A 22,945-nucleotide genomic window follows, 5' to 3' on the forward strand; every position below is an offset into this window, starting at 1 on the left:
CCATCACTTTATAAGCACACCCAATAGGTGAGTATGGAACGCTATAAGGAGGATGAGCTATTTAATGTTCTGGCATTGGAGCTGATTGTGTTTGCGAAAAGTACTCGGGCTTACGCCAAACTTCTTTTTAAACCCTCGACTTAAACTGACTTCTGAACCAAAGCCTAACATGATAGCGATATCACGCACTCGGTCTGTTGTATGAATTAAGCGCTGAGCGGCTTCGTTCAGTCTGAGGTTTCGAACATAACTCGCCACGCTGTCGCCGGTTTCTCGTTTGAACATACGCTGCAGTTGCCATCGGGACCAGCCGCTGAAATTGGCAATGTCTTCCAGCGTTAGAGGGGTATGCAGGTTTTGGTGAATATACAGCAAAACCTGTTGGATTCGATTGCAAGCTACATTGGGAATTAGCGCTTCGGCGTCTAACGATTGTGGCTTTTTTGAGACACTGGCCATGATGCTTACGACGCATTTTTAGCGGTATGATTGCGGCTACTTTCTGGAATGGGTTTGGCAGTAATCAGATAGGCGACCAACAGGATGATGAAAGAAAGCAATAGGCTGATTAACACCGGAATCTGCGCCGAAATACTTGCGGTAAACGCTAACAGAGAAGCAAATCCATAGCCCAAGGTATGAAACATAGAAATATAACCGGAAACAACGCCAGGAGAGCCACTAGATGTCGAGGTTGCTTTGGCCGTGTATGCGGGCACTAATAATGCAGAGCCACAAGAACACAGGATAATTGCAGCGCCAAATAACCAAATATTGCCAAACAGATACAATATGTAGCCGACAACTAAACAAATGGCTCCCAACCTGTACATGGATGACATATCCAACCTTTTCTTTTTGATCAGTGTGACTTGGCTTAAAAACGTTGCTAGGGCACCAAATGACAATAGTATCCCGATAGTGTTACTTACTTTTTCTATCGGCCAAGCCGTAATTGCAGTGATCATCGGAGTAAAGCTGTATTGGATTAACGCAACGGTGACACAAAGGCTAAAGGCGGTAAACAAGAAGGGCAGAATCGATTTAGGTGGTAGCCAGCCTAGGTGGTTTGCTTTGTTGCTCGCAACGGAGTGTTGAGATTGAGGCTTAGGTAAAAAGAGTACCGCAATCAATGCGAGCGTTGGAAAAATGGCCATAATGGCAATTGGCGCAAACGGGCTCATTTTCAGTAAACCGATAGCCAAAAGCGGGCCAATCAATCGCCCTGAGCTTAAGCCGACACTCACCCCGGCAATGGCTTTAACGCGCTTTTGTTCGCGCTCTTCTGCATCGAGGTCTTTACTGCCTGATGATTGAGCGAGAAGTATCGCCCAATGTTGCGCGGCTGGTACCATCCCGGATACTGTCAGCCCATATATGATCCTAGCAATAACGAGACCTGTTAATAGAATCAGGGTATGTTGCGTATGCGTGGCGCTCAGTTTTGTGAATAAGAAAATGAGAAAAAAGCTGACCGCCATCCCTATCAGCGCTTGAGAGACGACGATCTTGGGTCCGTGCTTATCACTAAATCTACCCCAGAATGGCGCGGATGGTAGGAATAAAAAGCTCCCTATCGCAATCACGATTGACCAAGTGGGTAATTGAAATGCTGAGATATTGACTAGGTAGGGTAAAGAGACGAGCAATCCGTTCTGGCCAACACCCATAAGCGATGCGACGAAACTGATAACAAATGACTTTAATTGAATAGAATCTCGAGATTTTTTCAAAATTACCGCCTCACTGTACAATCGCGACACATACTAACAAACAATAATGATTATGAAAACCATTATCATTTATGATTCTGTATGCTACATTACTGAGCTATTTAAAACATCAAGTGAAGCAACGCATATAAATCATGTTTGTCTTATGTAATGCATCTTTTCAGGTCGATGGTGAGCAAATTTTGCATCCGACGACTTTAGAGTTTCAAGTGGGAAGAATAACCACACTGCTTGGCCACAACGGCAGTGGCAAATCTACTTTGCTGAAGTTATTGAGTCGAGAATATGAGCCGAGTAATGGCGAAGTATCAATGGACTTGCAAAATATCCGTCATTTATCCAACAAAGAATTTGCCAAGTTTGTCGCCTATTTACCCCAGCAGCCAATCATCCCAGAAGGTGTGACGGTTCGTGAGCTAGTTTTATTTGGTCGCTATCCATGGAAAGGCATGTTTGGTCGCTACAAAACTGAGGACTTTGAGTTAGTTGATCGCTCCATAGAGCAAGTCGGTCTTTCTCATATGAGTGGACATTTCGTGTCAACGTTGTCGGGAGGAGAGCGACAAAGAGCTTGGGTTGCTATGTTACTTGCCCAGCAGAGCCAGTGCATACTGCTTGATGAACCCACCTCAGCATTAGATATTGCTCACCAATATGAGCTATTACAGCTCATAAAAGATTTAAATAGTGAGAGCGGACTGACGGTTATCATGGTGTTGCATGATATCAATATGGCCTCAAAGTTTAGCGACCACTTGATTGCGCTTCATTCGGGAAAAGTTATTGCTCAAGGTAAACCCAAAGCGTTGATGAATCCGACCACACTCGAACATATTTATGGCATTAAACTATCTATGTTTAATCATCCTAATGCTGATATTCCTGTCAGCTACGTACCTTAATGCATTTTACGAGGATTTGTTGTGCATAAGATAATCGTCGCTCTTATCTGTCTATTTTCTTTTTCCTCCACTTTTGCCAACGAGATAGAAACGACTACGTTGACTTCTCCGCCCAAAAGAGTGGTTGTATTGGATTGGGCGTTAGCGGAAACCCTAGTCAGTATTGGCGTTAAGCCCGTGGGTGTCGCAGATGCAAAAGGGTACCGGCAGTGGGTTGAAATCCCGAAGTTACCTCAAAGCGTCGTTGATGTAGGCTCGAGGACAGAACCAAACTTAGAGCTGATTGCTCAACTTAAGCCTGATCTTATCATCGCAAGTAATCATCTATCACTTGTCTACCAACAGCTGAGTAAGATTGCACCGACGAAGATCTATACCATTTATGACAATAATAAAAGCCCTTACCTCAATGCTAAGCGGATCACTTTGGCACTCGGAAAGTTATTCCATAGAAGCAAACAGGCCAATTCTGTTGTCAGTGAGACAGAGCAAGTGCTTAAGGATGATAAACGTGTAATTCAGGAGAAGGGTAAAAATAACAAGCCTGTGTTGTTTGTGAGATTTATCAACGACAATACGGTTCGAATTCATGGCAAGGGTGCGCTGATTAACTCCGTTGCGTCTGCCATGGGGTTAACCAATGTCTGGACCAAACCGACTAACTTGTGGGGCTTTACCACAGTTGGTGTACCTGTTTTAGCGCAATACCAAGATGCCAATATTGTTATTCTCGGTCCATTGAGTTCCCAACAAAAGACGTTTTTGCAGCACTCGGCGCTATGGAATGCCATGAAGTTTGTGAAACAAGACTCGGTCTACACGTTACCGGCGATATGGACATTTGGTGGATTAATTGATGTACAGCGCTTTAGTCAAAATATAACCAAGGCATTCACGCATTTATGATTTCTTCTGCTCAAGCGTACCCCAAGAAAACGTCAAATAATGTGGCTAAATATGCTTTTTGTGCTTTGCTGGCCGCTGCTGTCTTTTGGCTTATCGAACAGACGGTTCCCTACGGTAAGGGAATAGCGTTAGTTTGGGATACGATATTTCACTTTAATGCCTCTAACTACCAAGAAATCGTGGTTTACTTTACCTATTTGCCACGATTGGCTATCGCCTTACTGGTTGGGTTTGCTTTGGCGCTATCCGGCGCGGTGATGCAATTGGTTCTGCGTAACCCTATTGCTTCACCGACAACATTAGGTGTGGCAGCGGGAGCGGAATTTGGTATGGCCGTTGCCATGTTGTGGATGTCGGCAGGAGCGGTGTACGTCCAGTTTATGTTTGCCTTTGCTGGTGGAGCGGTTGCAACCTTAGTGGTCTTTCTCTTGTCGGCAAAAAGTGGTTACTCGCCGATTAACATGATATTGGCGGGCATGGTCACCAGTTTATTTTTAGGCGCTTTAAATACCATGTTACTGATTACCTTTGATCAGAAACTGTCAGGTTTATTTGTCTGGGGCTCGGGCAGCTTAAATCAAACAGACTGGAGTGGTGTGCAAGCGTTGTTGCCTACCTGTATTGTTCTTAGCATGCTACTTATCCTTATGTCTAGAGTGATGTCGACCTTAAAGCTAGGTGATGGTATCGCGTCAGGTGTCGGGGTGAACACCAAAATCATAAGAGTGGCAACCTTGACTATAGCCATTTTGCTCACCTCGGTCGTGGTCAGTAAGGTCGGTATCATTGGGTTTATTGGTATAGTAGCGCCAAATTTAGTACGTATGTCGGGGGTTAGGCATACTAATAAGTTGCTTTTCTATAGTGGGATAGTAGGTGCAATATTATTATTGATTGCCGATTTACTGGTGCAATCTATTGCGGGTATTTGGCCTGATATGATCCCAACCGGTGCGATGACTGCGATGATTGGCGCTCCGTTTTTGCTGTTTATTTTGAAAAGAAGGCAACTGTTACCAGAAATTAAAGTTAAACCTAGTATAAGCCTGCTACCCCCTCGGCGTTCATTTGTTAATGTTGTATTGGTGCTACTGGCTATTTTGGTTGTGTCTTTGCTCTTGGCATTAATGCTAGGAAAGGGACAATCTGGCTGGGACTGGATGACTTCCGATGCCATTCTCAACCTTAGGTGGCCGAGGGTTGTGGGTTCCATGCTTGCTGGGATTGGCTTGGCTATTGCTGGTGCGATTATTCAAAGAATCATTGCAAACCCTATGGCAAGCCCAGAGATACTAGGCATTAGCTCAGGCGCTGCTTTGTCATTGGTATTAGGCTCTTTGATGGGAATAACGATAAATAGGCACGAGCAGCTGTTAAGTGGCACATTAGGCGCTGTGGCCGTGACGGCGTTTATATTGTTAATATCTAGAAAAAATCGCTTTTCTCCGCTACAAATGCTGCTCACTGGGGTGGCACTGAGTGCCGGGCTTGATGCTTTGCTACGCATTGTGCTCGCGTCGGGGCAAGAAAAAAACCAATCACTTCTTACTTGGATGTCGGGTTCAACGTACCTTATCACGCCATCAGAGGTCACTTTGTTAGCTGGTACCGTGGCTTTGCTAGGGCTTATCGCTGTTAGCCTCCATCGAACTTTGGATGTGTTTAGTTTAGGTTATTGGTCAGCGGGCAGTTTAGGCGTCAATGGTCAGAGGTTTTCGATGCTTCTGCTGTTGATCGTAGCGCTATTAACCACGGTGTGCACCATTGTTATTGGTCCTTTGAGTTTTGTTGGATTGCTTGCACCACATTTGGCGCGTAGTTTGGGGCAATATAAAGCTAGAGATCAACTGATAACCGCGGCGATGATAGGCGCCATTGTGATGGTTGTGGCGGATTGGTTAGGTCGCACGCTCTGGTATCCGTGGCAATTCCCAGCAGGCTTACTTGCTTCACTGGTAGGGGGCGCTTACTTCTTATATCGTTTGTCAGTGAATCGATAAGCTTATAGGCGAATAAGCCATGCCAGACGGCATGGCTTTTGTGTAGTTAGTATTTAACTTGATAGTTCAAAGTGAAGGTACGTCCTCGACCTTTATAGTCATAAGCGGCGGCAGAGTATTGGCTTGAATATAGGATCTGCGCTCGTTGTCCCCAAACCGTAGTGTATTCTTTGTTGAATAGGTTCTGGATACCAAACCCAAGACTTCCCACTGGCAACTGGTATCCTCCTAACAAGTCGAATGTGGTGTAACCATTGAGTTCATTACCATTATCATCTTTATAGTCATACATGGTTTGGCTTTGAAGTTTTAGCATTAGATCTTTGTTGTACCAGCTCACCCAAGAGCTACTGTTTGAGGCACTGGCGGTGTCTGCACTCATATTTACCCAAGAACCATTCGATTTTTCTTTGGATACTACATAATTCCCCGAAACACCGACTTGTACGTTATCGAGCAGCCAATAAGAGAGCTTAGACTCCAGCCCATAAATCTGGATCGGGTCTTCAACAGAGACAATGTTGAGGGTATTTTTGTCGTATTTTACCGACTTATCTGAGTAAGAATAATAGAGCGATGATTGGAAGCTGGTGCTGTCGGTATCGGTTCGATAGCCAACTTCGTAACTGTTGGTTTTAATGCCAGATAACTTTGAACTGTTCACATTAATACTGCTATCAAGATCCCAATGGTTGCCATTGAGCGTGTAATTACCTTGGCCGTAGTATTTTGCGGGATCGGGGAGATCGAAGCCTTGTGAGAAATTGGCCCACACTTGAGAAGAAGGTGTGAGCTTGTAAATGGTACCAATATTGAACAGCCCTATCCAATAATCGGTGTTACCACCTGGCACGGCATCTGCGGAAGTACCGTTTCCTTCTGCAATTTGTTTTTGTGTGGCGTACGAAACGAAGTCATCGATTTTATTGTACATGTATTGGAAGCGGTAGCCGCCTTGTACTAACCACTTGTCCGTGATCTTGTATTCGGTCTGAAGAAACGCGGCGATAGAGCTCACATCTACTCCAGGGTATCGACCCACATTGGCGTAGGTTTTATTGATCATGTTGCCAGAGTTATCTGCAATCGTTGGGTCAAATAGATCTGAGTTACTGGTAAATTGATCTAAATACGAATCCAGCCCATAAACGAAATTCCATTTATTGATGGTTTTCGACAAAACCCCTTTTAATGCGTAAACATTGGTAATTTGTTGCGAAGCGGCTTGATAGTAAGGGGAGAAAGTTTGATTTTCTCGTCGGAACGAGGCTTGGCCGATGAACTGCTGTCCTCCCCAAACAAATGGGTCGCTGTAGACCGCGTTGAGCATGATGCGCTCAGTACCTTGCTGCCTATCCGATTCAAAGCCATCTCGCACATCGACGAAATTGCCATTGACGATATATAGGCCATAGGGTGAGTCTTGCTGGCTATCGTAATACTGTGCTAAGAAATCTACATTTCTCGAATCATCGAGATTGAATGTGAAATGTGATTGCAGATCTATGGTCTGATTAAATTGGTTTGAGCCTTGGGTGATATCAGGAGTAACGATGGTGCCATCGGCATCGTAGAAGCCTTGTGTCTTTGTGTATACCACGGAGGTGCGGTTCAATACTTTGTCATTACCCCCGGAAATGGACTGAGCAACTTTATAGTCAAAATCATTACTGGCATTGAACCCCGATGTGGTGCTGGCGTAACTTTCCAGTTGTAATTTGGGGCTGTCTGCTTTTTTGGTGATAATGTTGATAACGCCACCCGTGGCCCCTGCGCCATAAATGGATGTGGCGCCAGATAACACCTCAATCCCCTGAATATTGAAAGGATCGATGGAATCTAGTTGGCGGCTAATCGGCCGTGAAGATTGCATTGATACGCCGTCGATCATGACTAACATGCTTCGCCCACGCAAGTTCTGGCCATAATTGGAGCGGCCACCTGTGGCGACATCTAAGCCAGGTATCGAGGCCGATAGTATATCGGCCAGGCTTTTGCCTGCTCGGTATTGCTGGGTAATTTGCTCATTGTCAATATACAGAACCGAGGCAGGGATATCACTGATCGCGCGAGGGGTCATGCTGGACACGACAACCATAGTATCTTGTGGTGAGTTGTTTTCTTGGGCGAAAACACTTGTGCTGCTGAAAGTGACAATTGACGAAATGGCCATTGCCAGTAATGAAAGGGAATGATTCTTCCCATGACTGCGTATCATCTGCTTTACTCTTAAATATCTTGGAAATGTTAGTCTTAATAGTTTTGATAATAATTATTATTCAGTTGCTATATGTCCTTAAATTTTGCTCCTTTTATAACTATTAAACGTTTGAATGAGCCCTTTCTTACCAATGGGGAAGGGCTGAATTAACTTACCTTGATGCAGAGGTCGCCGAGCGGTATGCGGCTAAATGGCATCAACGATGATGCCGCATTAGGCGACCACGAGTTGGTTGATATCTTGATGAGAGACCCAGTCAATCATGCCTTCTCCAGCACCTATGTCATAGATGTCTTGCTTCGCCAGTGCATTGATGATTTTTGCGCTGCGCCAAGCCATCAAGCTTAATTGAGGCTCAGCGATACCATGACTGTGCATACCTGCATTGACAGCAAAAATCTTGTTGGTTTGATTGTGCTCCCACTGGAGTTCGAAATTGGATGAAAGTTGGTATCGCCCTTGTGTGTCGAGCTCAAGTTGAGGAATGATGTTTTTTAGACAAGTCGGTGATGGGGCATCGAACCCTGTTGCGAGTATTACGATATCCGCTTGATGGAATTCACACTGACCGCTTAATGCATTGGTGGCTTTGACTGAAAACGTATTATGTATTTGAGTAAGGTCATCCATGGTGCGGTGTGGTAGTAGGCGTACCCACTTATTTTCTTTTAATACGTCGAAGCGGTGATACAGCTCGCGATAAATCTCTAGTAAGCATGCTTGGGTGATGCCGTCTGATGTAAGCTTTTGCGCGGCGACCTCAATACTTTTTACTTTGGGGTTTAAATTGATGAAGGATTCTACATAGTCAGGGGTGAAGAATTCGTTGGTAAACGCGGCTTCATCTAGGGGTTGATAGTTTGGCCGTCTTGATAACCAGTCCAATGAGGCCACCTTTCCCCATTTTTCACGCATGACATTGAGGAATATATCCGCACCACTTTGACCGCCGCCGATAATCATGACTCGTTTGTTGGAAAAATCCCTCTCGTGCAAGCCAATTTCAGCCGCGTGGAATACTTTATTGCCGATATGTTTTTTGGCGCACTCAGGGATCGCGGGGACTTTTCCGGTTCCGATGCATAAGTTTTTGGCTTTGAATTCGCCTTGTGTTGTTTGTAAAGAAAAGAGGTTATCTTCAAAAGTAATTTCTTCTACTTTACAAGAAAACTTTACATTGGTGAGCTGTTTGGCAGCCCAAGACAAATAGTCTGAGAATTCATGGCGGCTGATGCAATTTAGTTCAGCGGATAAAAAGCGATAAAACTTTTTGTTTTTTACCAGATAGTTTAAAAATGAGTACTTGTTGTTAGGATCGACACCTGTGCACAAATCTTTTAAAAACATGGTTTGCATATTGGTGTTATCAAGCAGCAAACCAGGGTGCCAAGAAAAACAATCACGGCTTTCAAAAAATGTGCTGGTGAGCTGGTTTTGTGGCTCGAGCAGTGCTGCAATACTTAAGTTAAACGGTCCAACTCCAACTCCAGCAAAATCTAAGACATGTTGTGAGTGTATACTTTTCATTTTTGCGTTCCTTTAGTTTGCAGCAAGTTCAGTGTTTGAGTGGTCGGCTTTTGCCAATTGGGGCTGTGCAATATGTAATGGGTTTTCTATCAGGTGGTCGAGATCAGGTAGCATTCTTGAGCTGCTGTTGTCGGTGCTATGGCTGAACTTGGCTAAATTTAACCCGATACGTAAGATCTTGTGTTTGAATAGGTCTAAACGTTGAAAGCGCTCTGATAACTCTGGATGCTGTCCCATATAGTGTTTGATTCTGTCGCCAAGAATTCGGTAAAACGCTATTTCCGGTAGACCTAGCTGTTCTACTAGTGGTGATATAAACCTCAGCACCGTGACAAAATGGCCGGTTTGCAAATCGTGAATGATCAACTCTTCTGGCAGTCTAACCGTTGCGGCTTTCACTCTTTCGGGCAAAGTGTTTAGCTCGCAGAGATCTCGTTCAACTAACCGCATATCCCCTTGAAAATCTTTCAATAAAATTCTCTGTGGTATGGAATCTTGAAGAATTAAGGTGACATTTTGACCATGTGCGATGAGTGATACCCCATACTTACAAAGCAGGTGGTAGTAGGGGATGACAACAGCATCAAATAACCGCTCGAGCCAAGCTGTTATATCCAGTCCAGAGTCTTGCACATATTGGCCGATGAGTGGCTTGCCGCTCGCATCTGACTCCATGAGTGCAGCCATCAGTATGGCTTGCTCTTGGCTTTGCAGTTTTGTCTGCATGGACTCGCGCCATATTACGCCCAACAACTCATGGTATCGATAAGGTGCACCGTCGAGTTCATGATAGTCGACTTGACATAAGTGGGCTGAAGCGGGCTCTTGCAGTACTTCAGCTCTAGCTGCCACAAGTACGTCGTCATTTTCAAAAGTGGTATTAATCCAGTGGGAAGCTTCTGGTCCTGCCAAAATGTATCGCTCTGGGATCCCTCGATAACATGAAGTGTTCATGATGGTAAGTGGCAGCTTGATGTCGTAGCTTTCAGGGCGGGTGATATTTGAGAGAGTACGTATAGAGAGTTGTGGTAAGAAATAATCTCCCAATGGCCCACAATAAATGAGCTGGTTTTCTGCTATTTCTCTCGCGAACAGCAGCGAGATCTTTTTCTGCCATTGCCAAGGGTGTACAGGCAGTATGGTATAGGTGCTTGTAGATTCTCCCAGATTGGATAGCGCGTTCTCGATAGAGGTAAACTCTTCCTGGCTCAATGCGGACAACACGAGCTCGTTCCAGCTTAAGTCCGCTTGGACAGCCTTATTGATTTGCTTGTTGCTTACTGCTAGCCAATGCAACTGAAAAGGCGTGTTTGACTCGGGGGCGTATTGTTGGATGTCATCGATCCCCCAGCCTCGTCTGCCTTTATTGAAAACAAACTTTGGGTGTCCATCGAAATAACTTTGCTGCAACAAGCAGTCCATATTGGCAAGAGAAGACACGCTGATGCTTTGCTTTCGTTTGGCAAGAATATCATCTGAAACAAGCGTAGCGTTTAAGTCCTCAAAGTGCTCAGCCAGCGCGGTATGCGTCATGTTGAGCTGCTTTTGCGCATCTAACATAAACTGCGTGGCGTGAATATTGGTTTGTTGTAAGCTTTGCAACCTATTGATGGAACTCGGGTCAATCACGACTTGACCCCATATGTTCTTTTTGCCTTGGAAACGGTATACGACATCATTCTCGAAAGTGAGTTGATAACCTTGAGATGTCTCATCCAATACGAAGGCTTGTTCATATGCAAGTTCACTAATTAGCTTGGCGACAAGCTTTCTATTGGCTGACTGCCAATTGGTATTGATTGATAGTTGATCCATCACCATTGCTCCGTAAAAAATGCGTGGCGCTCTAGAGAGACAAAAGCAGAGCGTTTGTGCGGGAAGTTAAATTCAAAATGCTTCTTGTAGCCGACCTCTTCGATACGCGTAAAAAGTCGGACGTTGTCGTATCTAGGCTCTAAGACAATTTTTTCCGTACGCATATCGTCCAAAAACAGGTAATGACTAATGGCTTTCATCCAGCTTTGGAAATACTTTGCTCCTCTGAAATTCTCTTCTCCTACAAGTAAGTGAATGCCTCTGTCATAGGGTTTTGCATCATAATAGGCACTTAACCTATCCTCTGCTGTCCAGTACGCTTCAACATAGCCAAAAGGCTGGCCATCAAATTCCCCAATCAGTGGTAATGTATGGCTGTCGTTCATGCGCTCATCAATAAAGTCTGCCAGCTTTTCTTCGCTCCAAGCTTGCTCCCAAAACTCGGCTACCCTTGGGTTATTCATCCATTGAGTAAACTTTTGTAAGTCTCTTTGCTTGTCAATCAGCCGAAACGACACGTCATGGTTACAATTGCAATCGAACCTTTTGTATACCACCGCTTCTGGCTTAGGTGGGCGCAGAGGGTGTAGCCGGTACGATGGATTACTTTGCACTAGCACTAGCGGGTATTGAGAGGAGCTTGTATGCTGATGCCAGTGATCGCTGAGTTGATAGAAAGCCGATTTGTATAGCTTGTTCTCCCCATCCAGTGGTAGCTTGGACTGGACAAACCTGGCGACCGATGAGTCATCAAGCTCGAATTGCAGGTATTGAATTGAACTTTCGGTGTCAAAACACTCGCTCACAACGTTGAATAGAAGGTTTAGAGCCTCTTTATCGGTGTTTCTTTGCGCATTTTCAGAAGACTTGACAATAACCTTGTGCTGCTCGCCTATCGCGAAGATTTCAAAGTTATGCATAACTTTCCTCCACGGCATTCAATATTGGGTTGTTCAAGTCGAAATAGATGACGGCCGGATCGGGAATCGAGTTCTCATTGAAATTTTGAATGTAACAAAAGAAATTACCTTTGCAGCACAGAGCGCTACTGTCCAAGACATAGTCTAAGCATTTCGAATCACAAACTCCTTGTTGACGCAGTTTTTCTAGCTGTGTGCGCAGGATGACCATGAACTGGGATTCTTCCATACCTAAGTCAGCTGCGACCGAGCCAATAACGCTAAAGGTGGAGTTGATAATCAAGTAATAGGCAAAGTAGCGTTTGACTTTATCCAGATCCCAGTAGTTTTCAGTATGCTGTTTCGCTTCTCTAAACATGTCTGTATAACGCTCAAACGCTAAGTCTGTGTAGCCAGTACCTTGACAGTCTCGATAGTAGCTACCGACAGGAAAGCCTTCCTCCATGCGCAAAATGATATTTTGCTGATGGGCAAGCAGAACAATGCCGTGGTCAGCTTGCAATTTGAATAAAGGCAGCACGACATGGCGACAATAGGCGTTAAACCACTTTTGAGCGGCATCTATGGGCGAGATGTGGTTTATTTGGGCGTAATGGCGAATTCTAGATGCTAATAGGCTAGGGCCTGAGTATGGGTTTTGCTGTGTCAGCGTTGCTAAAACAACGGCTTCTTCTTCTGGGGAATGGACAAGAGGATTTTCTCTAAATACGACTAAAGTTTCATCGATAACCTGGCCTTGTTGGTTTATTATGCCAACATATGCAGGCTCTTGTATAACATTGAAGTCGCCGTCTTTTTTTTCAGTACTCAGTATCTGCTTGCTCGTAAACAGCTCATTGAGCTGAATACCACGTTGGACCTCTTTTAAGGATAGATTGCGAACAGAGTTAGTTAATTTTACGCTGAGAGAAAACTTCAGCATATAAGGGCTGCTGGGGCAGTATAAAGCGCGAGTTGATGAGGTGGGATACCAGCTTTCGCCTAGTTCTCCTAGCTCTTGTATCTGGCCACTTTTTAAATAGCTTTTAATGTCATCCATTTCACAGATAACTCGCCATTGCCAAGGATGCATTGGAGCAAGAATATGGTCATGCTGGTTGGCAAGTGGCGTATTCTGAACGGATTCACGTAGCTTGGAGTCACTCTCTAACAGCTCAGTGATGCGTTTATCTATCGACATATTATTTGATGAGCCTGTAGCAGCAATGTCCTTGTGAATGGCTATCCAATACAGCTGAAAGCGCCCGCCCAGCTCGGGCGTATATCGTTTAGCATCTTGTGGGGAAAACTGCTCACGGCTTTTCGGTGCGGGATGAAATGAGTGTCCGACCAATAGCCCTTGCTCTGCTTGCTTAAAATTGAGCTTACTGTTGAACAACTTCTGACCATATGGGCTCTCGCTCGCCGCAATCATAGTATTTTGATGGCTTTCTAATACTCTTGAACTGAAGATGTGTTTATGACTCTCACTTAAAAAGCCAACTAACGATGGTTCATCAAGAACCTTCTCAAGCAAAGTAGCAAAACTGATCGATTTTTTAATAGAACCGCTAATTAGACTAGGGGTAGCGTATTTATGTAACCCAACACTGGATAGATGAGTTAGAGGGATGCGAATTTCATCTCCCCCAGTCAGTGGAATGCAGTAATAATACTTATTTTCTAAATTTTCTAACTTGATGCTGTCACACTCGCGCGCTAAAGCATTTAGAAAACAAGCTGTTGCAACGTCATATTTCACAGTTTGATCTAAGCGGTTCATTTTCCATTTTCTCACTCGACTTAATGATAATCGAGATGATAATTATTATCATTACCAATATCAAGATGTTTATATCGTATAATATAATGATTTTTAATTGATCGAACTTTGGTTGGCAGATTCTTTTTTGGTCGTTAAGCCATATCAACGTGTTCTAGCGAAATCGCTCTGAATCCTGCATTTTGTGGTGAGGCATTTGAGTTACTGGATTTAGTTGCTTGAGGTGATTCTTGACTGCTTGCAGGCTCTTGGGCAGTCGTTACATAATTTTCGGCCGTGGCATTTATATACTAAACAGCAGCTTGTCCTGACTAAGCTGAGTGACTTTGATTGCTCGTCATATTTAAGGCTGTGGATCAGCCTAATGGGCAAGTTGCAGGCGTTTAACCATAGTCGAGCCTGCTTGAACAAATATTTTTTAGGCAGTTCAGGGGCAAGCTGGCTGAGCTTAATCAGGCAACCGAGTATTGCGTCGGCAAATAGGTGCGCGGTAAATCCTGGGCGAATACGCACCCAAGCATTCATTTCACTGCGGTAATAATCAAAAAGTTGGCAAAGCTCTTTGCTTGCTTGGACAATCAGCTCTTCACGGTTTCCTTTTGCATAGCTATGGGATTGAAACTGATAGCCACTGACAAATCTTTCTTGAACATGTTGAACAATAGACGTTAAGTTCGGTAATCCTTGGCAAGCATAGATGGATATAAACGCAATATAGACAGGTTGCCAGCAAAGTAGTGTCCAAGTTCGAGTAAGCCAGTAGGCACTGCCTGCTTCAGGGTGGCTTTGTTTCAAGCTCTCGTACAGTTGGCGTATGGTTTCTGCGCTTGGGCGTTCGATGTAAATGATTTGACTATTGTCACTGCTATCTGACAGCGGTTTGAGCTGACCTGCTAGATATGGGGTTATTTGTTTAGAGTGCTCAAAGAGGCGTTGAAAGAACGGTTGGCCACCCATGTTACTATCGGTATCTTTATCGGCATGTTTCACTGTTGAGACAGATTAAATAACTTTGCACGTTATTGCAAATAGTTATCATTACTGTTTTTTGTGAGAAATCTGAAGGCAGTAAGGCAGGAGACTTGGCTACGGTGCTACCAGTTATCAGTAACCAGAAACTAAAAAGGGCGCTGACGCGCCCTTTCAAAATCTTTGCAGAGTAAAAATTACTTCTTGCTAGATAGTGCACCGAAACGCTTGTTGAAGCGATCAACACGACCACCAGTGTCAACGATACGTTGCTTACCAGTGTAGAATGGGTGGCACTTGTCACATACGTCTAGGTGGATAGAATCTTTACCTAGAGTAGAGTTGAACTCAAAAGAGTTGCCGCAAGAACAAGTTGCTTTTACTGCTTTGTATTCTGGGTGGATACCAGTTTTCATGGGATAACCTCAATTTAGGCCGTGTCGCTATCCGATTCTAAGCCGGACACCACACGCAGTTAGTAATATGTGTCAGTATCATGAGTGTGAGAAGGCTCACAGCTCAATCACTAAGGCGCAGTATGGTAATGAATTCGTGGCTGAGAATCAACCAATTTAGCTGAATTTTTCTGCATTAGAGCGGTGTATTCTATACTCTTTGCTGTGAATGCTCGCCAAGATCTTTTAGACTGAACCCCTACTTTTGTCTCGCTCAATAGCCAATATGTTACCAACTATCGCTCGTGTTGCTTTGCCTGTCCCACTCGATAAATATTTTGATTACACAATAAGCAATGAAGGCATTCCCGTCGTGGGTGGACGTGTGGTTGTGCCATTTGGTCGACAATTTTTAGTTGGTATTGTCATTGAGCTGACGGATAACACCGAGGTAGAGCAGCAATATTTAAAAGCCATTTCGCAAGTGCTAGACCAGTCTCCGGTATGGCCGAAAAAGTTATATGAACTCTTGAGCTGGTGTAGCCAGTATTATCTTCATCCATTAGGCGATACCTTCAATAATGCTTTGCCTGGCGCGCTGAGAAAAAAGCGTGCAGCACAACTTGCTACGCTCAAACAGTGGCGTTTGACAGAGCTCGGGCGAGAACAATTGATGCTGCCTTTTGGCCGAGCTGTGAAGCAAGCAAAGGTCATGAAGATGTTGGAATCTGGCCCCATAGAACATCAGACTTTCGTCGATGCTGAAATCGGCGCCAGTGTATTAAAAGCCTTGCAAGATAAAGGCTGGATAGTGTCTCAAGACATCAAATCCAATGCTAAGCCGTGGCCACAGTCGGTTGAATCGGATCAAGAAAAGCCGGTGCTAAATCAAGAGCAAGCTATTGCAATTGCAACGGTCAATAGCGCTCAGGGCTTTGGCTGCTATCTATTGGATGGCGTTACAGGCTCTGGTAAAACAGAAGTTTATCTCAATCTGATTACACCTGTGTTGAACAAGGGCCAGCAAGCACTAGTCCTAGTGCCGGAAATTGGCTTAACGCCACAAACGATTCAACGCTTTGCAAGTCGGTTTAATGTCCCAATAGCGGTAATACATTCTGGGCTGAATGAATCTGAAAGACTCAATGCTTGGATAGCGGCCCGCGACAAGTCGGCAGGAATTGTTATTGGTACGCGCTCGGCGATATTTACCCCATTTCATCACTTGGGCATTGTTATCGTCGATGAGGAGCATGATGGTTCGTACAAGCAACAAGATACGTTGCGCTATCACGCTAGAGATGTCGCTATTATGCGAGCTCATAAGGAAAATATTCCCATTGTGCTTGGCTCGGCAACCCCAGCGCTAGAAACATTGCAAAATGCGTTATCTGGTAAATATCATCATCTGCAACTGACCCACAGAGCGGGCAATGTCTCCTCGACAAGCAATCAAGTCTTAGATATCAAAGGACTCTACCTTGAAAGTGGATTATCTGCTCCTTTGATTGCAGAGATGAGGCGGCATTTGGAAAAGGGCAATCAAGTGCTGCTTTTTCTTAACCGGCGCGGCTTTTCTCCGGCGTTGATGTGTCATGAGTGTGGCTGGCTGGCAGAATGTTCACGTTGCGATCGCTATTACACTTATTATCAAAACAGTCGTGAAATGTGTTGCCACCATTGTGGATCTCGCAAACCTGTCGTTCATCAATGCCAAAGCTGTGGCTCTTCTCACGTGGTCACCGTGGGGGTAGGAACCGAACAACTTGAATCTCAGCTGTCCTTATTGTTTCCAGAATATAAAGCCATACGTATTGATAGAGACAGCACGCGTAAAAAAGGTCAATTGGAATCGGCGCTAGAGTCGATACACAAAGGGGAGCAGCAAATTCTCATCGGTACGCAAATGCTGGCCAAAGGCCATCATTTTCCTAATGTCACTCTAGTGGCGTTACTCGATGTTGATGGTGCATTATACAGCAGCGATTTTCGGGCCTCGGAGCGTTTTGCTCAGTTGTATACTCAAGTGGCTGGTAGGGCTGGCAGAGCGAGTAAACCTGGCGAAGTCTTGTTACAAACCCACCATCCCGAGCATACTTTGCTGCAAGGCTTACTCCATGGCCATTATGGGCAGTTTGCTACCAATGTACTGAATGAGCGGAAAATGGCCATGCTACCCCCGTTTGCGCAGTTATCATTGATTCGCTCAGAAGCCAACAACAGCGAGCTTGCTGAACGTTTTCTGCGTCAGGTCCGATTGACCATAGAGTCTCATCCGTTGTTTGACAATACTTGTCAGGTTCTCGGGCCCACCCCATCTCCCATCACTAAACGGGCAGGCAAGTCACGTTGGCAAATGATGTTGCAAACCGCTGAACGAGGCTTAATGCAGAAAATACTGCAAAGTGCCAAACCAGTTATCCAAACCTTACCAGAGTCAAAGAAAGTCCGTTGGAGCATTGATAGAGATCCGCAGGACTTGAGTTAGTAAGGTCATCTAGACAAGTCACTTCAAGCCTCACCTACTTGCTTTGAATTCAGCATCTTGAAGTACTGTGGGTATAACCTTTTTATCTTGATACTTGGCAAAGTAATATCTCGATAAATGTAAAATGTTTATAAATTGTTAATCTTTGGTTTTATTCTCTTTTTGTTGTAATTAGGTGCATATCGTTATTATTCGAAATAGTGTGATGTGAATCTCGAAAAAAATGTAATAATTGATATTTTTGTCGTAACATTCTGCTTGGAAAAGAATAGAATAGGGTCTGATAAATGAGCTTAACGATAAAATAAAAATAGCTCACAAACGTTTGGTTATGGCTATATATGAGTGCGAAGCTTCGCATTCATCGATTATATGAGGGCTACAAGTATGGCGACAATGAAGGATGTTGCTCAGCTCGCAGGTGTTTCCACAGCGACCGTATCAAGGGCGCTGATGAACCCCGAGAAAGTATCCACGTCAACAAGAAAGCGCGTAGAAGACGCCGTGTTAGAATCTGGTTATTCCCCTAACTCTTTAGCGCGAAATTTACGTCGTAATGAATCTAAAACAATTGTCGCAATTGTTCCTGATATATGTGATCCCTATTATTCAGATATTATTCGCGGTATTGAAGAGGCGGCAGTAGAGCATGGCTACACGGTGTTATTGGGTGACAGCTGTCAACAAAAGCGCCGAGAAACGACCGCTATGTCTAACCTGTCTTTTGCCAAGCAAGCGGATGGTATCTTATTGCTTGGTGCAGATAATCCATTTGATGTCAGCAAAGCGGAGCAAAAAAATCTCCCGCCTTTGGTGATGGCTTGTGAATTCGCACCAGAGTTAGAATTGCCGACGGTGCATATCGATAACTTAACCGCCGCGTTTGAAGCCGTCAATTATCTCACCCAAATGGGCCACAAGCGCATCGCCCAGATCTCAGGCCCTGAGGCTGCGGCCATTTTTAAGTTCCGCTCGCAAGGCTACCAACAAGCTCTACGACGAGCAGGTATCACGATGCGGCCAAACTATACCGTGTACTCTGACTATGCGTTTGAAGCGGGCGCAGTGGCTGCTCGCAAACTGTTGTCTTTGGCAGAACCACCTACCGCCATATTCTGTCACTGTGACATTATGGCCATTGGGGCCATTCAAGAGGTGAAAAGGTTAGGGCTGCGTGTACCACAAGACCTGTCCATTGTCGGTTTTGACGATATCCAATTCTCTCAGTATTGCGATCCTCCTTTAACCACCATTGCTCAGCCAAGATACGAAATTGGCCGTCAAGCCATGTTAATGATTTTAGAGCTGCTTAGAGGAAAAGATGTCAGAGCGGGCTCACGTCTGCTAGAGACACGGCTGGTGGTAAGAAACAGTGTCGCACCTCCGCGTGTTTGCTGATTTTGGTGTCTATTTAGCGCATGAGCGGTCACTCGCTGTCAGTTTATGGGGTGGTAAATTATTGTCTATTTAAACAATAATTGTTCTGTAAACACCTCATAAACTGTTTTACCATGTGTACAAAGAATGAAAGATGTAAATTTTAAGACGTTGTGGCAAGCAAAGATTATGTAAGGCGCGGAAGCGGACAAAGCAAGAAAAAAGGCAAGAAAGCCGCACCTCGTCGCAAACCGTGGCGAAGTGGGATTATTGCTGTTGTGTTAGTCGGTGGGTTTGGTTATGGGTTGTATAAACTGAATCAAGACCCAGAGCCGCCGAAACAAACCGTCGAGCAAAATACTCATGTCACCCCTAGCGTCACTAAGCCAGTAGAAAACCTGCCCCCACCGCCGCAAGAAAAGTGGCATTATGTCGACACTTTGCCCAACCGGGAAATAGAGGTCAAAGCCAAGCCGTTAGTTGAATCTAAGATCCCATACGTAATGCAATGTGGTGCTTACAAAACCAAGCATCAGGCGGAGTCGCGCAAAGTGCAAATAGCGTTTCAGGGGCTAACCAGCAAGATAGTGAAAAAAGAAGGCAGCTCTTGGTATCGTGTTGTGTTGGGCCCGTATAAAACCAAGCGTGACGCGGAAAAAGATAAGCATATGCTTCAGCGAGTTAAAATTCAGCCTTGTGCTATTTGGAAAGAAACTCAGCAGTAACATTCAGCAGGCAGCGATTCATTTTCTGAGGCGCTTTCTTTACATTCCTATCCCTTGATTTTGTTTATTGTGACCCTCATATAGCTTCTAACATTGACTTATTTTCAAATAAAGAGGCCATACTCGTGACTACCATTGTATCTGTACGTCGAAATAATAAAGTTGTCATCGCGGGTGATGGACAAGTTTCCCTAGGCAATACCGTTATGAAAGGCAATGCGCGTAAAGTACGCCGCTTGTATAGCGACAAAGTCATTGCTGGGTTTGCTGGAGGCACGGCCGATGCGTTTACCCTTTTCGAACGCTTGGAAAGCAAGCTGCAAATGCACCAGGGCCACTTAACTAAAGCCGCGGTTGAGCTTGCGAAAGATTGGCGAAGTGATCGAGCTCTGCGTAGACTTGAAGCAATGTTAGTGGTCGCAGATGAAAGTGCATCCTTCATCATTACTGGTAATGGTGACGTTGTGCAGCCTGAAAATGATCTGATTGCGATTGGATCTGGCGGTAACTTCGCTCAAGCGGCCGCCACTGCGCTACTTGATAACACAGAATTGAGCGCACGTGAGATCGCAGAGAAGTCACTCAAAATAGCGGGTGATATCTGTGTGTTTACTAATCATCATCATACGGTAGAAGAACTAGAAATACCTGCAGAGTAACTAAGCAATAACCCGTGTTATTGATGAGCGCATTAATAAGAATTTAAGGAATTACCTATGTCTGAAATGACCCCTCGTGAAATTGTTCATGAATTGAATCGCCACATTATTGGCCAAGATAACGCGAAACGCTCGGTAGCCATTGCTTTACGTAATCGCTGGAGAAGAATGCAGCTTGAAGAAAGCTTGCGAGTGGAAGTGACGCCAAAAAACATTCTGATGATTGGTCCAACAGGGGTAGGTAAAACCGAAATCGCTCGTCGATTAGCCAAGCTTGCTAATGCCCCTTTCATTAAGGTTGAAGCGACGAAATTTACCGAAGTAGGTTACGTTGGTAAAGAAGTCGAAACCATCATCCGTGATTTGACGGATGTGGCGGTCAAAATGACCCATCAGCAAGCCATGGAGAAGGTCAAGTTCCGAGCTGAAGAACAGGCCGAAGAGAGAATATTAGACGCATTGCTGCCTCCAGCTCGTGATGGTTGGGGTGAAGATGAGAAAAAAGAAGAAAGCACCAATACACGCCAAGTATTTCGCAAGAAGCTGCGTGAAGGTAAATTAGACGACAAGGAAATTGAAGTCGATATTGCCACACCACAAATGGGTGTAGAAATCATGGCGCCTCCAGGTATGGAAGAGATGACCAATCAGCTTCAAGGCATGTTCCAAAACCTTGCTGGTGACACTAAGAAAAAGCGCAAGCTGAAAATCAAAGATGCGTTTAAAGCGCTGACTGAAGAAGAAGCGGCGAAATTAGTTAACCAAGAAGAGCTGAAAGAAAATGCGATTTACAACGTCGAAAATAACGGCATTGTATTTATCGATGAAATCGACAAAATTTGTAAGCGTGGTGAGTCTTCAGGTCCAGACGTATCTCGTGAAGGGGTACAAAGAGACTTGCTGCCTCTTATTGAAGGTAGCACAGTATCGACCAAACACGGTATGGTGAAAACTGACCATATCCTGTTTGTGGCATCAGGTGCATTCCAAGTAGCAACGCCTTCAGATTTGATACCTGAGTTGCAAGGCCGTCTGCCCATTCGTGTTGAACTTGAAGCGCTGTCTAGTGATGATTTCAAGCGAATTTTGACTGAGCCTAAAGCGTCACTGACTGAGCAATACGTTGCTTTAATGAAAACGGAAGATGTAGACATTGAGTTTAGTGATGATGGCATTAGCCAAATTGCCGAAGCTGCTTGGCAAGTCAATGAGTCAACAGAAAACATCGGTGCTCGCCGTCTGCATACTGTGATGGAGCGTCTAATGGATGAAATTTCATTTGAAGCGACCGATAAAGCAGGCAGTAAGCTGGTGATTGATGCAAACTATGTAAAACAAAAACTTGGCGAATTTGTTGAAGATGAAGATTTAAGCCGCTTTATTCTTTAATGTTCAAAATGATACACAAGGCCCACTTTAGGTGGGCTTTTTGCGTATTGTGCCACTATACAAAATGAAGATGTTGGAAATATGACACGGTTAAATTGGAAACCAAGTGCGACCAAGGCTGCTTTGCAAAAGCGTGCGAAAGTCATTACACAAATCAGGCAGTTTTTTCAGCAAAGAGATGTGCTAGAGGTAGATACGCCTGCGATGAGTCACGCCACTGTGACTGATATTCACCTACATACCTTTTCCACCGAGTTTGTTGGTCCTGGTTATGCGGATGGTCGTAAGCTGTATCTAATGACCAGCCCTGAATTTCACATGAAGCGCTTGCTTGCCGCAGGTAGCGGTTGTATCTATCAGATCTGTAAATCTTTTCGCAATGAAGAAAATGGTCGCTTCCACAACCCAGAATTTACCATGCTAGAGTGGTATCGAGTGGGGTTTGATCATCACGATTTGATGGATGAAATGGATGAGCTGTTCCAATTGGTGCTTGGCTGCCATCAAGCGCACAGGATGACTTATCAGCAAGCTTTCTTAAACATACTTAATGTGTGTCCATTGGAAGCCCCTTTAGAGCAGTTAAAGCAAGTGGCTCGCGCTCTTGGTTTGGATGATATTGCAAACACTGAAGATGACCGAGATACACTCTTGCAATTGCTGTTTTCAGTTGGGATAGAGCCAAAAATTGGCCAGCAGGATCCTGTGTTTGTCTATGATTTTCCTGCATCACAAGCCGCGCTTGCGAAAATTAACCAACAAGATCCACGTGTTGCCGATCGATTTGAGGCTTATTTTAAAGGGATTGAGTTAGCCAATGGTTTCCATGAGTTAGATAACCCTGTCGAGCAGCGCAGACGGTTTGAGTCCGACAATCACACGCGGCGAAATATGGGATTAGCGCCACAGCCAATCGATGAACATCTTTTAGCCGCATTAGAACAAGGTTTGCCACAATGTGCCGGGGTTGCGGTTGGCGTAGACCGATTAATCATGCTGGCAACAGATGCGCAGCACATCGATGAAGTCACGGCTTTTCCTTTTCCTAGGGCTTAATATACAGAGCATACACTCAAGTATGCTCGTACTGGCCCCATTTTGAACCTACGCTTCCCCGACAGTGCTTTTTGACATATGTAATGAATTAAAGTTTTATA

General features: G+C 44.6%; 18 protein-coding genes. 9 read left to right on the plus strand and 9 right to left on the minus strand.

All coding sequences use genetic code 11. From position 1 onward, the window contains the following. Positions 1 to 57 precede the first annotated feature (57 nt). Together M9194_RS02965 and M9194_RS02970 are read right to left on the minus strand one after the other, a co-directional pair. Positions 58 to 459: a helix-turn-helix domain-containing protein gene (locus M9194_RS02965; protein ID WP_250610907.1), complete on the minus strand. Its 402-nt coding sequence runs from the start codon at positions 457 to 459 to the stop codon at positions 58 to 60. A 5-nt stretch (positions 460 to 464) separates the two neighbouring features. Then, positions 465 to 1,733, minus strand: a complete 1,269-nt coding sequence (locus M9194_RS02970; protein WP_284676488.1) for an MFS transporter — start codon at positions 1,731 to 1,733, stop codon at positions 465 to 467. Positions 1,734 to 1,867: 134 nt separating this feature from the next. Here M9194_RS02970 and M9194_RS02975 point away from each other — a divergent pair, with 134 nt between their 5' ends. The 3 genes from M9194_RS02975 to fhuB are packed head-to-tail and all read left to right on the plus strand — an operon-like array spanning position 1,868 to position 5,541. Continuing rightward, complete coding sequence (locus tag M9194_RS02975; protein ID WP_250610909.1) at positions 1,868 to 2,635, plus strand: ABC transporter ATP-binding protein; 768 nt, start codon at positions 1,868 to 1,870, stop codon at positions 2,633 to 2,635. 21 nt (positions 2,636 to 2,656) lie between these two features. Beyond that, the gene (locus M9194_RS02980) at positions 2,657 to 3,541 is read left to right on the plus strand and encodes an iron-siderophore ABC transporter substrate-binding protein (RefSeq protein WP_250610911.1); all 885 of its coding nucleotides are present in this window, start codon (positions 2,657 to 2,659) and stop codon (positions 3,539 to 3,541) included. Further along, complete coding sequence (fhuB, locus tag M9194_RS02985; RefSeq protein ID WP_250610913.1) at positions 3,538 to 5,541, plus strand: Fe(3+)-hydroxamate ABC transporter permease FhuB; 2,004 nt, start codon at positions 3,538 to 3,540, stop codon at positions 5,539 to 5,541. The genes M9194_RS02980 and fhuB overlap by 4 nt, the downstream gene beginning before the upstream one ends. Before the next feature lie 46 nt (positions 5,542 to 5,587). On the opposite strand, the gene M9194_RS02990 is transcribed toward fhuB, so the two are convergent. The 7 genes from M9194_RS02990 to rpmE all read right to left on the minus strand — a co-directional run bounded on the left by M9194_RS02990 (position 5,588) and on the right by rpmE (position 15,171). After that, positions 5,588 to 7,759: a TonB-dependent receptor gene (locus M9194_RS02990; protein ID WP_284676489.1), complete on the minus strand. Its 2,172-nt coding sequence runs from the start codon at positions 7,757 to 7,759 to the stop codon at positions 5,588 to 5,590. A gap of 216 nt (positions 7,760 to 7,975) precedes the next feature. Then, on the minus strand, positions 7,976 to 9,289 hold the full coding sequence (locus M9194_RS02995) for a lysine N(6)-hydroxylase/L-ornithine N(5)-oxygenase family protein (protein ID WP_250610915.1): 1,314 nt from the start codon (positions 9,287 to 9,289) through the stop codon (positions 7,976 to 7,978). A 12-nt stretch (positions 9,290 to 9,301) separates the two neighbouring features. Continuing rightward, positions 9,302 to 11,104 carry an IucA/IucC family protein gene (locus M9194_RS03000; protein ID WP_250610917.1) on the minus strand — a complete coding sequence of 601 codons (1,803 nt, stop codon included), beginning with the start codon at positions 11,102 to 11,104 and terminating at the stop codon, positions 9,302 to 9,304. Next, the gene (locus M9194_RS03005) at positions 11,104 to 12,024 is read right to left on the minus strand and encodes a GNAT family N-acetyltransferase (protein WP_250610919.1); all 921 of its coding nucleotides are present in this window, start codon (positions 12,022 to 12,024) and stop codon (positions 11,104 to 11,106) included. Before M9194_RS03005 ends, M9194_RS03000 begins: the two co-directional genes overlap by 1 nt. After that, entirely contained in the window at positions 12,017 to 13,786 is a 1,770-nt protein-coding gene (locus M9194_RS03010) for an IucA/IucC family protein (protein ID WP_250610920.1), read from the minus strand. The genes M9194_RS03005 and M9194_RS03010 overlap by 8 nt, the downstream gene beginning before the upstream one ends. Positions 13,787 to 13,996: 210 nt before the next feature. Then, positions 13,997 to 14,743 (minus strand): siderophore ferric iron reductase, encoded by a 747-nt coding sequence (locus M9194_RS03015; protein WP_250611128.1) that lies wholly within the window; start codon positions 14,741 to 14,743, stop codon positions 13,997 to 13,999. Between the two features lie 209 nt (positions 14,744 to 14,952). Continuing rightward, a complete protein-coding gene (rpmE, locus tag M9194_RS03020) occupies positions 14,953 to 15,171 on the minus strand; it encodes a 50S ribosomal protein L31 (protein WP_109319701.1) in 219 nt (72 codons plus the stop codon). A 265-nt stretch (positions 15,172 to 15,436) separates the two neighbouring features. Here rpmE and priA point away from each other — a divergent pair, with 265 nt between their 5' ends. The 6 genes from priA to epmA all read left to right on the plus strand — a co-directional run bounded on the left by priA (position 15,437) and on the right by epmA (position 22,844). Beyond that, positions 15,437 to 17,638: a primosomal protein N' gene (gene priA / locus M9194_RS03025; RefSeq protein WP_250610921.1), complete on the plus strand. Its 2,202-nt coding sequence runs from the start codon at positions 15,437 to 15,439 to the stop codon at positions 17,636 to 17,638. A gap of 387 nt (positions 17,639 to 18,025) precedes the next feature. Next, positions 18,026 to 19,036 (plus strand): DNA-binding transcriptional regulator CytR, encoded by a 1,011-nt coding sequence (gene cytR / locus M9194_RS03030; RefSeq protein WP_250610922.1) that lies wholly within the window; start codon positions 18,026 to 18,028, stop codon positions 19,034 to 19,036. Positions 19,037 to 19,188: 152 nt separating this feature from the next. Continuing rightward, positions 19,189 to 19,740, plus strand: coding sequence for an SPOR domain-containing protein (locus tag M9194_RS03035; RefSeq protein ID WP_250610923.1), 552 nt, complete (start codon positions 19,189 to 19,191; stop codon positions 19,738 to 19,740). Between the two features lie 125 nt (positions 19,741 to 19,865). Beyond that, on the plus strand, positions 19,866 to 20,399 hold the full coding sequence (gene hslV, locus M9194_RS03040; RefSeq protein WP_250610924.1) for an ATP-dependent protease subunit HslV: 534 nt from the start codon (positions 19,866 to 19,868) through the stop codon (positions 20,397 to 20,399). A 57-nt stretch (positions 20,400 to 20,456) separates the two neighbouring features. Further along, positions 20,457 to 21,788, plus strand: a complete 1,332-nt coding sequence (hslU, locus tag M9194_RS03045) for an ATP-dependent protease ATPase subunit HslU (RefSeq protein WP_250610926.1) — start codon at positions 20,457 to 20,459, stop codon at positions 21,786 to 21,788. Between the two features lie 81 nt (positions 21,789 to 21,869). Further along, a complete protein-coding gene (gene epmA / locus M9194_RS03050; protein ID WP_250610927.1) occupies positions 21,870 to 22,844 on the plus strand; it encodes an elongation factor P--(R)-beta-lysine ligase in 975 nt (324 codons plus the stop codon). Positions 22,845 to 22,945 lie beyond the last annotated feature (101 nt).

It is taken from the genome of Vibrio sinus (genome assembly GCF_023634645.1).
In the GTDB taxonomy this organism is placed as follows: Bacteria; Pseudomonadota; Gammaproteobacteria; order Enterobacterales; family Vibrionaceae; genus Vibrio; species Vibrio sinus.